Origin of the sequence: Kitasatospora sp. MBT66 (assembly GCF_000710405.2) — a bacterium.
Classification (GTDB): domain Bacteria; phylum Actinomycetota; class Actinomycetes; order Streptomycetales; family Streptomycetaceae; genus Kitasatospora; species Kitasatospora purpeofusca.
This window is the reverse complement of the sequence record NZ_JAIY01000014.1, coordinates 134,873-149,627: the sequence shown is the minus strand read 5'-3', so window position 1 is coordinate 149,627 and position 14,755 is coordinate 134,873. Positions and strand designations below refer to the sequence as shown.

Sequence of the window (14,755 nt, the reverse complement as noted above, 5' to 3'; positions counted from 1 at the left end):
GCCGGCGCCGGCCTGATCGCGCTCGGCGCGTCCGGCTGCGCCGCCGTGGACGACCTGATCGACCCGGCCGAGCCCTCCTCCCCCACCGCCTCCGGGCCGGCCGGAGGCGCTCCCGGGGGCACCCCCGGAGCAGGCCGCCGGCTAGGCGCCGAGTGGGAGAAGCACGAGCGGACCATGATGTCCTGGCCCGCCTCCGAGGACGTCTGGGGCGAGCACCTCGCCGCCGTCCGCAAGGACATCGCCGAGGTGGCGCGGGCCGTCGGCGAGCGCGAGCCGGTGGTCCTGCTGGTCCGGCCCGGCCAGGAGTCCTCGGCCCGCAACGCCTGCGGTTCCGACGTCGAACTGCTCACCGTCCCGGTCGACGACCTGTGGGCGCGGGACACCGTGCCGGTGTTCGTCGAGGAGGGCGGCAAGGTCAAGGGCGTCGACTTCAACTTCAACGGCTGGGGCCGCAAGCAGCAGCACGGCAACGACGCCAAGGTGGCCCGGGGCGTCCTGGCCAAGTACGGGATCGAGCGCGTGGAGACCCGGCTGGTCGCCGAGGGCGGCTCCTTCGAGAGCGACGGCCGGGGCACCCTCCTCATCACCGAGAGCTCGATCGTCAACGACAACCGCAACCCCGGGCTGAGCCGCGACCAGGTCGAGGCCGAGCTCAAGCAGCTGCTCGGCGTCACCAAGGTCATCTGGCTGGCCGGGGTCAAGGGCAAGGACATCACCGACGCCCACGTGGACTGCCTGGTCCGCTTCGCCGCCCCCGGTGTCGTCCTGCTCGACCGGTCCTTCCCTGGCACCCCGCCGGACGTCTGGTCCCGCTCCGCCGACCAGGCCCGCTCCGTCCTCGACGGGGCCACCGACGCCACCGGCGCCCGGCTCAAGGTCGTCGAACTCCAGCAGCCCGACCCCGACAAGATCACCGGGCGCGGCGACGCCTTCGTCTCCTCCTACATGAACTTCTACCTCGGCAACAAGGGCGTCTACCTGCCGCTGTTCGGCGACCCCCGGGCCGACGACCACGCCCACGACGTCTTCCGGGAGTACTTCCCCGGCCGCGAGATCGTCCCGCTCCAGATCGACACCATCGCCGGCGGCGGTGGCGGCATCCACTGCGCCACCCACGACATCCCCGCCGTCGGCTGACCTGCCGCCCGGTCCGACCCGACACCGACCCGGACCGACCTGCACAGACACGTCATGCAGTCAGATGACTGATGCGCCCACGCTTCCCACTCCCGCAGTCTGATCGTGCGGCGGGCCCCACCACGGGGTCCGCCGCCGATGTGCACTGTCAACCAGCCCGGGGCCAGCACCCGGGCGGTCCTGGAAAGCGAGTTCCACCGTGGCCCTGAAATCGTTCAAGTCGGCTGCCACCGTCGTCGCGGGCGCGGTCGCCGGGGCGGTCATGCTGCTCACGGCGACCCCGGCCTCCGCGGCCAATCCCCCCTACGACGGCTGCCCGGCCTGGGCGCTCTGCCTGTACCAGAACGGCGGCGGCCTGGGCTCCAAGGCGATCGTCGTACCCCCTCCGGCCGGCGGCAGCTACGAGATCGTCCGCCTCACCAAGGTCCACTTCCTCAACGGCGACCTCGCCAACGACCAGGTCTCGTCCTGGATCAACAACTCCCAGTGCCAGATCGAGTTCTGGGACGACGCCTACGGCGAGCTGCACCCCTCCCAGATCGACTTCGCGTCCTCGTGGAGCTGGGGCACCAAGGGCGACTACAACGCCGGCACCAGCACGTACTACAACAACGACCGGATCTCCGGCCTTCGGTTCTACTGCCCGTAACGGGCCCGGCGCCCCCGGCGCTTCGGCGCCGTTCACGCCGACGCCGTTCACGCCGACGCCGTTCACGCCGACGCCGTTCGCCCCGACGCCCCCGGCTCCCGCACGGTGCCGGGGGCGTTCCGGTGCGGTCTCCCGGCTCCTCTCCCCGGGCCGGGAACACCACCACGACACGGAACGAGATCCGATGAAACGCCTACGACCGGCGGCCGCGCTGCTCTCCGGCCTGCTGCTCTCCCTCACCCTGCCCGCCCTCTCCGGCACCGTCCTCGCCCCGTCGGCCGGGGCCGCCCCGGTGGCCGCCGTCACGGCCGGTCCCGGAGCGGAGGGCCCGGACCTGAGCTACGCCAACCGGACCGGCCCGCCCCCCGGCATGCCGGACTGGTCCCGGGCCGGGTACCGGGGCGGCCTGCCGCTGCCCGACGACGGCAGCCTGACCGACGACCCCGCCTGCCGGATCACCCCGGACCGGCTGGCCTCCCAGTACGCGGTGCGGCCGAACGACGGCGTCGACGACACCACCGGCCTCCAGCGCGCGATCGACGACATCAAGTCCGCCTGCTCGCCGGGCGCCAACTTCGACCGGCTCTCGCTGATCTCGCTGCCGGCCGGCCGGATCGACCTCTCCCGGCAGATCTACGCCGACGCCGACTACCTGGTGCTGCGCGGCCAGGGATCCGGCGACGGCGGCACCCGCCTGGTGTTCCGGCCCGACCTCAACACCCGCTACGACACCCTGGTCAACGGCCGCTGGGACCAGGACAGCATGAAGGCGGGCAGCGGCAGCGACGTCGGCACCGGCGGCTGGATCTGGCCCGGCCGAGGGCTGTTCCGGGTCCAGACCCGTGATATCGCCGAGCGCTACCAGGACGACTGGGCGGCCGCCCCGGCGAACCGCAAGGACATCTTCGAGGGAAGCGTCAACCAGCACTGGGCCTCCGGCATCAAGGTCGGCGCACAGGCCGCCGACCCCGGCTGGGCGGCCCGGCAGGGCCAGAACCTGGTGCAGCTGGACGCCAAGGCCGACATGAAGAAGTTCGCCCTCGGCGGCTACGTCTGGGTCGGCGCGGCCAACAGCGTCAAGTTCTACGAGCAGCAGGGGGTCTCCGACCGCAGCCAGATGGACAACCTCCACATGCGGCAGCAGATGTTCCGGCTCACCGCGATCGACACCGCCGCGCGGACGGTCACCCTGGACCGCCCGCTGGAGTGGGACCTCCCGGTCGACTCCACCTCGGACGGCTCCACCGCGCTCGGCGACAAGCCGTACCCCAGCAAGGTCACCCCGCTGAAGGTGGTCCAGGGCGTCGGCTTCGAGAACTTCGCCTTCACCCAGGACATGACCGGCCTGCCCAAGCTCGGCGGCGGCAGCTACAGCCCGACCCCCGCCCAGGCCGCGCACAACTACGGCAACATGGCGCCCGAGTACGCGATGCACGGCATCGTCTTCAAGTGGGCCGCCAACGACTGGGCGCGCGGGCTGAAGGCCGAGATGACCGGCTCGCACCCGATCGTCACCGAGGACGCCCGCAACCTCCAGATCGAGCGCAACAGCTTCGACGGCGCCTGGAACAAGGGCAAGGGCGGCAACGGCTACCTGCGCGGCAGCCGGGTCTGGGACTCCCTCTACGCCTACAACCTCAGCCGCAACCTGCGCCACTTCACCTTCCAGTGGTCGGCCAGCGGCAACGTCGCCTTCCGCAACGACCTCGACTCCGACCTCAACCTGCACGGCGGGTGGGAGCACAACAACCTGTTCGAGCAGAACACCCTGCGGGTCCCCTACGAGCACCGCTCCGGCAGCTGCGAGACCAACTGCGGCGGCGAGGGCGGCGAGATCGACGAGGGGACGTGGTACCCGATCTGGTGGGCGGCCGGCCCCAAGGCGGTCAAGTGGTCCGGCTCCTCCGGCCCGCAGAACGTCTTCTACAACAACTCCATGGTCAAGCAGACCACCCCCGGCGGCGCCTACCTGCCGTACGCGCCCTACGGCACCGGGAGCGGCACCGCCTACCAGTTCGGCTCCGCCAACGGCGCGCCGAGCCGGTTCCAGCCGCTCGCCCAGGGCGGCCAGGCCATCCCCGACTGGGGCGGCCGGGAAACCCTCGACTACGCCGGCCAGGGTGTCGTCCCCACCGACGTCGGCAAGCGGCCGTCGCTGTTCCTGCGGGACACCGGCGGGCTCGACCCGCGCGACAACCACAGCCGCCGCGTCGCCACCTGGAACATGCAGGGATCGCAGACCCCCGAGGACAACGGCAGCCGGTACAGCAACGACCTCCCCCGCCTCTACGGCACCAGCGCGCTGGCCGGCCGGGCCGACGTCATCGCCCTCCAGGAGGCCGGTGCCCCGCCCGGCGGCGCGACCTTCCTCCAGGAGATCCACACCGCCAACACCCGGTACGTCGACAACCTCGGCTTCACCATCCCGGTCCGGGAGTACCGGCTCGGCGGCGCGAGCCGGCCGGCGGGGTACCTCTACTGGCTGCGCACCGACACCAGCAACAACCAGTGGGGCCGGGTCAACCTGGCCGTGTACAGCCGCACCCGGGTCCCGGCGGACGGCGTCTTCACCACCCGCGAGGCCGTCATCGCCAACAACTGGGACTCGCGGCCCGCGCTCGGCGTCAACGTCGACGGCTTCGTCTACTTCTCGCTGCACGGCAGCTCGGGGAGTTCCGGCAGCGACGATCCCCAGCTGCTGAACATCATCCGGGACCAGATGACCCCGACCGGCCTGCCCTGGATCGCCCTGGGCGACTACAACCGCGCTCCCGACAACCTCCAGACGGCGGTCGGCGACACGTTCACCGTCCAGGCCAGCACCCTGCCCACCCACCCGGTCGACCGGATCGCCGCCAACACCCGCAGGACGCTCGACTACGCGGTGCTGCCCACCGCCCAGCCGCAGGGCACCGTCACCGGGATCGACCGGCCGGGCCTCGACTCGGCCGACCACTACCCCGTCATCTACACGCTCGCCGGCCTGCCGGACCCGGTGCCCGCCGAGGTGACCGAACCGGCCCGGCCGAACCAGGTCTTCCTGCGCAACGCCGCCACCACCAACGTGGCCGGCCCCACCAGTGCGACCGACCACGCCGTCAACGACCAACCGCTCAACCGGCGGAACTCCGCCTCCCAGGTGTTCAGCCTGACCGACGACCCCGAACACCCGGGCTTCTTCCGGCTGTTCCACCCGCACGCACCCTTCGCCGGGCGCTACCTGGGCCAGGAGGGCGGCGCCCGCGACGCGCGGACGGTGCTGTGGCCGAACGCGGCGCTGGACCAGCTCTGGGCAGCGGCCGACCAGGGCGACGGCACCTACACCCTGGTCAACCGCGTCACCCGGCAGTACCTGACCGACCTCGGCCCGGGCCTGGGCATCGTGGCCCGGGACTGGAACGGCTCGGCCAACCAGCGCTGGTTCCTCCAGGACGTCCAGGAGGGCACCAACCTCACCGAGATCGTCGCCACCGACGCCGGCGGTTCGGCTCCGGCGCTCGCCGTGGACGACCTGGAGACGGCGCCCTACCCGGTGTACCTGGCGCCGGACTCGCACGGGAACAACCAGCAGTTCAGCACCGTCTCGGCGGGGCCGAGCGGGAGTTCCTCCAACTGCCAGTACCTGATCTACGCCGGACAGTACGTCAACTCCACGGCGGCCAGCCCCGGGGACCCGCAGAACGGCAACTACGTCACCATGGGCGCCTTCCGGCCCAATGACGGGGGCTACCTGTGGTGCAGGACCGCCGACGGCCCGAACGGGACCCTGCTGTCCAACTTCTCCAGCCCCTACGAACACCTCGACCTGACCCGGAGCACGACGGTCGACACCGTCACCGTCACCCGCCCCGGAGCCGGCACCGCCCGCCTCCACTGGCTCTTCCGCCAGGTGAGCCAGTAACGACCCGGGCCTGACCACCACGGCGGCCGCGGTACCCGGTTCCCCCGGGTGCCGCGGCCGCCGTCCGCGTTCGCGGTGCCAGGGGGCTACCGGTCGGGCGTGGGCGGCGGGAGCAGTTCGGCAGCGCGTTCGGCGACCTCGTGGTGCAGGGCGTCGCGGACGGCCCGGACGGCGGGGTGGGTGACGGCCTCGCGGCGTACGGCCAGGGTGATCGGGAGCCGGATGTCGACCTCCCCGGGCAGCAGCCGCCGCAGTCCGGCCCGATCGGCGAGGAAGGCCGGGAGCACGCCGACGCCGGTGCCCAGCCGGGTGGCCTCCACCTGGGCGAAGACATTGGTGGAGGAGAACGCCGGTGTGCAACCCGGCAGATGGTGTTCGATGTCGAGATCGCCGACCTGGAGCATCGACTCGATGTAGAAGACCAGCGGGTGGTCCCGCAGTTCGGCCACCGCGGCCGGCGCCCCGCACCGGGCGAGGTACTCGTCACCGGCGTACAGGCCGAGGGCGTAGTCGGTGAGGTGCTCGGTCACCAGTCGGCTCCGGGGCGGCCGGCCGATCGTCAGGGCGAGGTCGAAGCCCGCCGGGCGCAGCGGCAACTCCCGTGTCGCCGTGATGAGTTCGACCTGGAGCCGGGGGTGGCGGCGGCGCACCCGGGCCAGTGCCGGAGTGGCGAAGAGGGTGCCGAAGCCGTCCGGGGCGCTCACCCGGACGGTGCCGTGCAGGGACGGCGGATCCTGGCCGGACACCGCGTCCACGACCCGGACCAGGGCGTCCTCGATGGTGCGGGCGTTCTCGGCGACCGCCCGGCCCGCGTCCGTCAGCACCCAGCCCTCCGTGCCGCGTTCCATCAGCCGCACGCCGAGGCTCCGCTCCAGCGCGGTGATCCGGCGGGACACCGTGGTGTGGTCCACGCCCAGCGCGTCGGCGGCGCTCACCAGGCGCCCGGTGCGGGCGACGGCGAGCAGGTGGCGCAGGTCGTCCGCGCGCAGCTCGCGCGGATCGGGCCCGCCGGGGCGCTCCGCCGCCGGTTCCGGGAGTTCCGGGCGGGGGCGGGAGCCGGGACGGGGGCGCATCGGGGCAGCCTATCTGCATTTCCGCACACCCCCTCTGCGCGATTGGCGGTTGAACGCACACCGTCCGCACGGCAGAGTCGGACCGGCCCGCCCGTGCCGGGGGCCACCGTCCTTCCACCGCCGAGGGGTTGCCCGTGGTTGCCAGTCTGTCCCTGCCCCGGATCCTGCGCATCGGCCGCGGCGCGGCCGAGGAACTGGGCGCCGTCGTCGCGGGTCTCGGCCTGCGGCGCCCGCTCCTGGTCACGGACGCGTTCCTGGCCGGCACCGGCGCCGCCGAGCGCCTGCTGGGGATCCTGCGCGGCTCGGGGCTCCACCCCGCGCTGTTCGATGGCACCGTGCCCGACCCGACCACCGACTCCCTCGTCCCCGGCCTGGAGGCCCTGCGCGCGCACGGGGCGGACTCGGTGATCGGCTTCGGCGGCGGCAGCCCGATGGACACCGCCAAGGCCCTCGCCCTGCTGGGCGTACAGGGCGGCGGGATGCGCGACTACAAGGCGCCGCACGTCAACCTCGGCCCGGCCCTCCCGGTGATCGCCGTCCCCACCACCGCCGGCAGCGGCTCGGAGGCGACCCAGGTCACCGTCATCACCGACAGCGCCACCGACGAGAAGATGATGTGCCTGGGCCCGGCGTTCCTGCCGATCGCCGCCGTCGTCGACATGGAGCTGACGCTCTCGATGCCGCCCCGGCTGACCGCCGACACCGGCGTCGACGCGCTCACCCACGCCGTCGAGGCCTACGTCAGCCGCAAGTCCGGCCCCTTCACCGACGGTCTGGCGCTGACCGCGATCGCCACCATCGGCCGCCATCTGCGCCGCGCCTACGCGGACGGGTCGGACGCCGAGGCCCGGGAGGCGATGATGCTCGCCGCGACCCAGGCCGGCATCGCGTTCTCCAACTCCAGCGTCGCCCTGGTGCACGGCATGAGCCGTCCGATCGGCGCCCACTTCCACGTCGCCCACGGCCTGTCGAACGCCATGCTGTTCCCGGCGGTGACCGCCTTCTCCGTGCACGCCGCGCCCGAGCGCTACGCCGACTGCGCCCGCGCCCTGGGCGTGGCGAGCACCGCCGACCCCGCGGCCTCGGCCTCGGCCGCGCTCGTCGACGCCCTGCACACCCTCTGCCACGACCTGGACGTCCCCACCCCCCGCAGCTACGGCATCGACCACGCCGCCTGGACCGGGCTCACCCCGCTGATGGCCGAACAGGCCCTGGCCTCCGGCTCCCCCGCCAACAACCCGGCCGTCCCCACCGCCGCCCAGATCGAGGAGCTGTACGCCCGCGTCTACGCGTGAGCCGGGGCCGGTTCCCGTCCCCAGGCGGGCGCGTGGGAGGACGGTGCCGGGTGCCCGGTGCCCCGCCACGGGCACCGGGCACCCGGCACCGGAGAAGGCCGGCACGGACTCACGGCCGCACCGCGAGGCCGTCCAGGGTGAGGTCGAGCAACCGCTCGGCCTGCGGCCGGCGGTCGGCGCCCGCCGAGGTGAGGGCGATGCCTTCGAGGGCGGCGGCGAGGTCGGCGGGGCCGATGTCGGTACGGATCGCCCCTGCCGCCGCGCAGGCCTCCATCAGGGTGGCGACGGCGGCCCGGACCAGCTCCCGGCTGTGGCCGTAGGGGCTCTCCCCGGTCGCGGCGATGGCGCGCAGCGCGTCGATCATGCCGTACTTGGTCGTGACGTAGTCGAGGAACAGCCGCGTCCACGCCCGCAGTGCCTCCATCGGCGGCTGCTCGGCGAGCAGCGCGGGCGCCGCCGCGCACAGCCGGGCCACCTCGTCCCGGTAGACCGCCTCCACCAGGGCCTCCCTGGTGGGGAAGTTGCGGTACAGGGTCGCGCTGCCCACGCCCGCCTCCTTGGCGACGCGGTCCAGGTGCGCGTCCAGCCCCTGCGTCGTGAACACCCGTACGGCGGCGGCCAGGATCTTCTCCCGGTTGCGCCGCGCGTCGGCCCGCAGCGGCCGCCCTGCTCCGTCCTCGGTCACCGTTGCCCGTCCCTTCCTTGTCCTGTCCTTGTCCTGTCGTCGTCCCGTCCCGGACCACCGGCCGGATTGCCAAGCGGGGACGTCCCCACTTAACCTTCGGGAAAACGGGGGCGTCCCCGCTTTCACTCTACGTCGGCCCACCACCGGCGCACACCCAGGAAAGGGAGGCCGGCCATGTCGGGAATCCGGGGCAAGGTCGTCGCGATCACGGGCGCCAGCAGCGGCATCGGCGAGGCGACCGCGGTCCGTCTCGCCGAACGGGGCGCCCGGCTCGTCCTCGGCGCCCGCCGGGAGGACCGGCTGAACGCGGTCGTGGACCGCATCACGGCGCAGGGCGGCACGGCCACCGGCGTCCTGGTCGACGTCACCCGCCGCGAGGACCTCCGCCGCCTCACCGGGACCGCCGTCGAACGCTTCGGCCGGCTGGACGTGCTCGTCTCCAACGCGGGCACGATGGCCGTCTCGCCCTTCGACGACCTGCGCCAGGACGACTGGGACGCGATGGTCGCGACCCACGTCACCGGCTTCCTCAACGGCATCGCGGCCGCCCTCCCGCTCTTCCGCCGCCAGCGCTCCGGCCACTTCGTCACCATCGGATCCACCGCCGCCTACACCGTCAAATCGCCGCAGGGCGTCTACGCGGCCACCAAGACGGCGGTGAAGGTCCTCACCGAGGGGCTGCGCCAGGAGTCGGGCCCCGACCTGCGCGTCACCCTGGTCTCCCCCGGCTTCACCCACACCGAGGGCATCGGCAAGGGCGCCGGCCCGGAGGTCGCGGCCGCGATGGTCCGGCAGCGCGACGAGATCGCCATGCCGCCGTCCGCCGTCGCCTCGGCCGTCGCGTACGCGATCGAGCAGCCGGAGGGGATCGACGTCGGCGAGATCGTGGTCCGGCCGACCGCGCAGGCGTGACCTTGCCGCCGGCCCGTCCAGCGTCCGACGACCCGACGGGACCGGAGCCGCCCGCCTACCCGACCGCCTACCCGACTGCCTACCCGACCGGCTCGGCCACTCGGCGGGCGGCGGCCCAGGCGGCGCGGCGGGCGGCGAAGGGGTCCGCGACCGAGCGGGTGGGGGTGCCGAGCACCAGGGTCTCCCGCCGGTCCTCGGTGTAGGCGGGCCAGGGTCCGACACCGGGGACCTCGGGGTACCCGTCGTGGCAGTAGGTGATCCAGGCCGTACTGGCCGCCCGGGCCAGCGCGGCATTGGCCGGGTTCCGCGACACCAGGGCCGCGTGGCGCAGGTTGTCGAAGAAGAACAGGACGTCCTCGCCGTGGCTGCCGGTGCCGCCCGCGAAGACGTACGCGTACGTCGGGGCGGTGGCGTTGGCGCTCCGGGCCGAGGCCAGGTCCAGGGCCGGGAAGCGGTACAGCGCGTCGGTGGTGACCGCGACCGCGATCCGCCGCGCCGGGTCGCGCGGCCGCTCGCGCCGGTACTCGGCGATCAGCCCGCTGACGTCCTGCCGGGCGATCCGCGAGCAGCGGCGGGCGAACCCGGCCTCGCCCAGACCCTCCCAGGACGCCCGGTCGGCGTCGATGGTCCGGGTGGTCTCGTGCAGGGCGCTGCCGATCAGCAGCGGGACACCCGGGGCCGCGCCGGCCGCCAGGTCCGCGTAGCACCGCTCCTCGACCGGGCCGCCGTCCGCCGAGGGCTGGAACGCGAACCGGTCCCGGGCCCGCAACACCGCCTGGGCGTCGAGCAGTTGGCCCACCGGCCGGGCGGCCAGCAGCTCCGGCCGGTCCGCCGGGACGCCCAGCAGCCGCAGCACGGCCCCGGCCGCCTCCGCCGGCGTCCTCGCGGCCGCCGGGCGGGGCGGTGGCGGACTGCTCAGGACGGCACGCCGGAACGGCGGTTCGGACGCGCCCGCGGACAGCAGGGCGGCCACCCGGGAGGCGCCGCGCGAACCTCCCGCCAGGGTCAGGTTCGCCGGGTCGCCGCCGAACGCCGCCACGTTGTCGCGCAACCAGTCCAGCGCCGCCCGCAGGTCCAGCAGCCCGGCCCGCCCGGAGGCGGCGTACTCGGGACGGCCGGTCCAGGACAGGTCCAGATGGCCGAGCACGCCGAGGCGATGGTTGACCGTCACCACCACCAGGCCGCCCGCCCGGGCGAGCGCGGCCCCGTCGAACCTCGGCCAGTCGCCCGCGCCGAAGTCCGTACCGCCGTGCAGCCAGACCAGTACCGGCCGGGCCGCCGGGGGCCGGACACCCGGCGTCCAGATGTTCAGCACCAGGCAGTCCTCGCCCTGCGCGCCCGCCTCGGCCGGAATGCCGAACAGCGGCAGCAGCGGGACCACCGCCGGACGCGCCCCGAACGCCTCGGCCAGCGGCCGCTGCGGGCAGGCCGGACCGTACGAGTCCGCCTCCCGCACCCCCGCCCAGCCCGGGTGCGGCCGGGGCGGCCGGAACCGTGCCCCGCCCCCGGTGCCCGCGGCGTACGGCACCCCGAGGAAGGCCACCACCCCGTCCGCCGCCACCCCGCGCACCCGGCCCGAGCCGGTCTCCACCACCGGTGCCCCGGCGACCCCCTCAGCGCGCATCGGCCAACTCCCGCAGCCGGCCGAGGTCGACCTTGCCCGAGCCGGTGCGCGGCAGACCCGGCGTCGCGCGCAGCACCAGGCACTCGGCGGGCAGTCCGAGCTCGCGCAGCACGTTCAGCCACGCGTTCCGGAACGGCTCGCTGCGGCCCTCGACGAACACCACGGCGCTGTCGGCCGCCGTCGGCACCACCGCGGCCGGGCCGACCGCCGCCAGCCGCCGCTCGATCTCGTCCGGGAGGACCCGCTTGCCGAACAGCTTCAGCTGCCGGTCCTTGCGGCCCAGGACGTAGAGCATGCCGCGCTCCAGCCGCCCGAGGTCGCCGGTGTGCAGCACCTCGGGCACGCTGCGGCCCTCGGCCAGGTCGGCCCGGCCGGAGGCGTAGCCCAGCATGACGTTGGGCCCCTCGTAGACGATCTCGCCGACGCCGTCCGCGTCGGTGCCCTCCAGCCGGATCCGCCCACCCGGCACCGGCCGCCCGACCGAACCGAGGTGCTCGAAGAGCTCGTCCGGGTGGAGGCAGCACATCCGCGCCGTGGCCTCGGTCGCCCCGTACATCGGGCAGAAGCCGCCGCCGTGCCCGGCCATCAACCGCCCGAAGTGCTCGACCAGGGCCGGTTCCAGCGGGCCGCCGGCCTGGCAGGCGAGCCGCAGCGCGGGGAACGCGTCCGGCCGCCAGCCGGTGCTGTGCAGCAGCCGGTAGGTGAGCGGGACCGCCCCCAGGTCGGTCACACCCGTCCGGGCGGCGAGCTGCCAGAACCGGCGCGCGGTCGGGCTGAGCCGGGAGATCACCAGCGGCGCGCCGGCCACCAGGTGGGAGTTCACCACGGACAGGCCGAAGCTGTAGTCGAACGGGAGCGAGGTGATCCCGACGTCCTGCGGCCCGAGGCCCAGCGCGGCCGCGACCGCCCCGGCGTTGGCCGCCAGGTTCGCGTACGACAGCCGGACGGCCTTGGGGCGGCCCAGCGAACCCGAGGTGGTGATCAGCGCGGCCAGCTCGGGGTGGATCGCGCTCCCGGCGGCCTCCGTCCGGCCGAGCAGCCGGGCCCCGCACAGCTCCCCGACGGGCCGGTACCCCGCCGGGACGGGCTCGTCACCCGCGTCGAGCGCGAACTCGGGTCGGTAGGCGGCGAGCAGGGCGTCCCGGGTGGGGAGGTCGGGACGCTCCTTCACCAGGACGGCGTGGCCGAGGTCGAGGGCCCCCAGGTAGACCAGCAGGCCGGCCGGGCCGCGCCCGGTCAGGATCGCGACCAGCGCCTTGTCCGGCCCGGCGAGACCGCGCCCGACCGCCGCCAGGCCGGCGGCGACGGTCGAGGCGGGCACGGCCTCGACACCGTCCAACAGCGCGGGCGCCGCCGCGAGCCGGAGCGAGTGCACGTCACGCCACCCGCGGGGCCGCCGCGGGCCGGGCGGCCAGCAGCCGGGCGATCCCCCGGACGGTACCGGCGGTGAACAGCTCGACCACGCCCAGCGGTACGGCGTACGCCTCCTGGACCGCGTGCAGGAAGGCCACCGCGACCAGCGAGTCCCCGCCCAGCTCGACGAAGTCGTCCAGGGCGCCGACGCGCGGCAGACCGAGGAACCCGGCGAGCCGGCCCGCCAGGTCCGCCTCCGGCCCGGCGCTCGGCGCCTCGTAGCGGGACACCTCCGCGACGCCCGACGCGGCCGCCTCCGCCACCTCGGCCACGAGTTCCTCGAAGGTCCCGAGCGGCGGCACGGGGAGCCGGACGACCGGCAGCACCGCGGGCTCGGCCTCCAGCCCGGCCGCGAGCAGCGAGGCGCGCAGGTCCTCGCGGACCTCCAGCGCCGTGGACATCTCGTCGAGCACCACCAGGACGCCGACCCCGTCGCCGGACGGCGCCACCGCAGCGTCCAGCACACCCGGGTGGGCCGCGAGCGCCCGCTCGACCACCACCGTCGGCGTCGGTGCCGCAGTTGGTGCCGGTGCTGGCGCCGGTACCTGGACCGGCTTCTCGACTACCCCACCCATGACGCTCCAGTCCCTGGTCTCCGGCTTGTCGGCCACCAGTCTGCACAGCTGCTGACGGCCAGTCATATTTCCTCACCCCAATGGGTGATCCCGGTCGGCCGGGTAGCCCGCTCCCCCGGCCCAGCCACCAGGATGTCGGGTGCCGTCACCGATCCCGGAGGTCCGATGAGCCTCGCCGTCCGCCACACCCAGCGACTCGAGCTCCGCCGGACCCCGTTCCTCGCCTGCCGGGCGGACCCCCGGTTCTCCTACTGCCTGTACGTACCGCCCCGGGCCCCGGCCGGGCCCCGACCACTGCTGGTCGTCGTGCACGGGGACCGTCGCACCGCCGAGCGCTACCGGGACGCGCTCACGGACTTCGCGGACGCCCACGGGTGCGTGGTCCTCGCGCCGCTGTTCCCCGTCGGCGTCCCCGAACCGGAGGACGTGCTGAGCTACAAGCGACTGCGCCGCCGCGACGTCCGGTTCGACCTGGTGCTGCTGCGGATGGTCGAGGAGGCCGCCGCCCGGTGGCCGGTGCGCGCGGACCGCTTCCTGCTGCACGGCTACTCCGGCGGCGGTCTGTTCGCCCTCCGCTTCTCGTACCTGCACCCGGCGCGGCTGGTCGGGGTGTCGGTCGGCGCCCCGGGCTCGATCACCCGACTCGACCCGGCGCTGCCCTGGCCCGCCGGAATCGCGGACGTGGCCGAGAAGTTCGGCGTCACGCACCCTCTGCAGGCACCGCTTCCGTCCTCGGTGCCGCTGGATCCACCCGTGCCGGTGCATGTGACCGTGGGCGCGCTGGACACCCGGCCGCTGCGCAGGCCCCCGCACCACACCCGGCTCGACCAGGCCCTCGCACTGCACCGGCACCTCCTGGAGCGGGGAGTCCCGGCCACCGTGGAAGTCGTCCCCGGCATCGCCCACAACGGCTTCGCCCTGCTACCGGCCGCGGCCCGGTTCCTGAGTACCCTGCTGCCCGACGGCTGACCGACCGCCGGCGCCGACCGCCGACACGCCACGGGCGGCGGACCATCACCCTCCGTCGCCGGGTTCCGCACCTACTGTCACCTTTGCACCGAAAAGAAGCATTGTCGGACAGAAGCGGAGAACCCTCATGAACCGTCAGATCGGCCGAACCCTGGCACTGCTCGCCGTCCTCGGCCTCGCCGCCGTCCCGACCGCGGCGAGCGCCGAGGTCGTCTCCGGTGGCAACCACGGGACCGTCATCGTCGGCGACGGCAACCAGGTCGCCGGATACGACATCATCGACGCCGGCCACGACGCCACCGTCGGCTCCCACAACGGTTCGAGCGGAGTGGGCGGCACCGCCGTCGACGCCGCCCAGGCGGCCGGCGGCAACTACGGAACGGTCATCGTCGGCGACGGCAACCAGGTCGCCGGGGACGACGCCATCAACGCCCTGAACGACGCCACCGTCGGCTCCTACAACGGCTGACGCACCGGAATACCCCTTGTTCGGCGTTCGGAACCGCTTTCGGCAGAACGCAA

General features: G+C 74.1%; 12 protein-coding genes. 7 read left to right on the top strand and 5 right to left on the bottom strand.

Going from position 1 to position 14,755, the window contains the following annotated elements; all coding sequences use genetic code 11:
- From BI06_RS35135 to BI06_RS48765, 3 genes are all read left to right on the top strand, one after another.
- The coding region (locus BI06_RS35135) for an agmatine deiminase family protein (protein ID WP_063795085.1) at nt 1-1,137 on the top strand (1,137 nt) is incomplete at its 5' end.
- Between the two features lie 199 nt (nt 1,138-1,336).
- Nucleotides 1,337-1,786 (top strand): peptidase inhibitor family I36 protein, encoded by a 450-nt coding sequence (locus BI06_RS35130; protein ID WP_030394102.1) that lies wholly within the window; start codon nt 1,337-1,339, stop codon nt 1,784-1,786.
- A 184-nt stretch (nt 1,787-1,970) separates the two neighbouring features.
- On the top strand, nt 1,971-5,687 hold the full coding sequence (locus BI06_RS48765) for a hypothetical protein (RefSeq protein ID WP_063795084.1): 3,717 nt from the start codon (nt 1,971-1,973) through the stop codon (nt 5,685-5,687).
- Nucleotides 5,688-5,773: 86 nt separating this feature from the next.
- On the opposite strand, the gene BI06_RS35120 is transcribed toward BI06_RS48765, so the two are convergent.
- Nucleotides 5,774-6,760, bottom strand: coding sequence for a LysR family transcriptional regulator (locus tag BI06_RS35120; RefSeq protein WP_082558911.1), 987 nt, complete (start codon nt 6,758-6,760; stop codon nt 5,774-5,776).
- A 134-nt stretch (nt 6,761-6,894) separates the two neighbouring features.
- Here BI06_RS35120 and BI06_RS35115 point away from each other — a divergent pair, with 134 nt between their 5' ends.
- A complete protein-coding gene (locus BI06_RS35115; RefSeq protein WP_030394105.1) occupies nt 6,895-8,055 on the top strand; it encodes an iron-containing alcohol dehydrogenase in 1,161 nt (386 codons plus the stop codon).
- A 109-nt stretch (nt 8,056-8,164) separates the two neighbouring features.
- On the opposite strand, the gene BI06_RS35110 is transcribed toward BI06_RS35115, so the two are convergent.
- On the bottom strand, nt 8,165-8,740 hold the full coding sequence (locus BI06_RS35110; RefSeq protein ID WP_043475094.1) for a TetR/AcrR family transcriptional regulator: 576 nt from the start codon (nt 8,738-8,740) through the stop codon (nt 8,165-8,167).
- A 174-nt stretch (nt 8,741-8,914) separates the two neighbouring features.
- On the opposite strand from BI06_RS35110, the gene BI06_RS35105 reads away from it, so the two are divergent.
- A complete protein-coding gene (locus BI06_RS35105) occupies nt 8,915-9,652 on the top strand; it encodes an SDR family oxidoreductase (RefSeq protein ID WP_043475091.1) in 738 nt (245 codons plus the stop codon).
- 79 nt (nt 9,653-9,731) lie between these two features.
- Here the strand turns inward: BI06_RS35105 and BI06_RS35100 are convergent, their stop codons facing one another.
- From BI06_RS35100 to BI06_RS35090, 3 genes are read right to left on the bottom strand one after another with little or no spacing between them, the layout of a single operon-like run.
- Nucleotides 9,732-11,276: a carboxylesterase/lipase family protein gene (locus tag BI06_RS35100; RefSeq protein ID WP_051742615.1), complete on the bottom strand. Its 1,545-nt coding sequence runs from the start codon at nt 11,274-11,276 to the stop codon at nt 9,732-9,734.
- Nucleotides 11,266-12,651: an AMP-binding protein gene (locus BI06_RS35095; RefSeq protein ID WP_051742614.1), complete on the bottom strand. Its 1,386-nt coding sequence runs from the start codon at nt 12,649-12,651 to the stop codon at nt 11,266-11,268. The genes BI06_RS35100 and BI06_RS35095 overlap by 11 nt, the downstream gene beginning before the upstream one ends.
- Before the next feature lies 1 nt (nt 12,652).
- On the bottom strand, nt 12,653-13,330 hold the full coding sequence (locus BI06_RS35090) for a phosphopantetheine-binding protein (RefSeq protein WP_107113470.1): 678 nt from the start codon (nt 13,328-13,330) through the stop codon (nt 12,653-12,655).
- Nucleotides 13,331-13,429: 99 nt separating this feature from the next.
- Here BI06_RS35090 and BI06_RS35085 point away from each other — a divergent pair, with 99 nt between their 5' ends.
- Together BI06_RS35085 and BI06_RS35080 are read left to right on the top strand one after the other, a co-directional pair.
- Nucleotides 13,430-14,233, top strand: coding sequence for an alpha/beta hydrolase (locus BI06_RS35085; RefSeq protein ID WP_030394111.1), 804 nt, complete (start codon nt 13,430-13,432; stop codon nt 14,231-14,233).
- Between the two features lie 127 nt (nt 14,234-14,360).
- Nucleotides 14,361-14,702 (top strand): hypothetical protein, encoded by a 342-nt coding sequence (locus tag BI06_RS35080; protein WP_043475086.1) that lies wholly within the window; start codon nt 14,361-14,363, stop codon nt 14,700-14,702.
- Nucleotides 14,703-14,755: the final 53 nt, after the last annotated feature.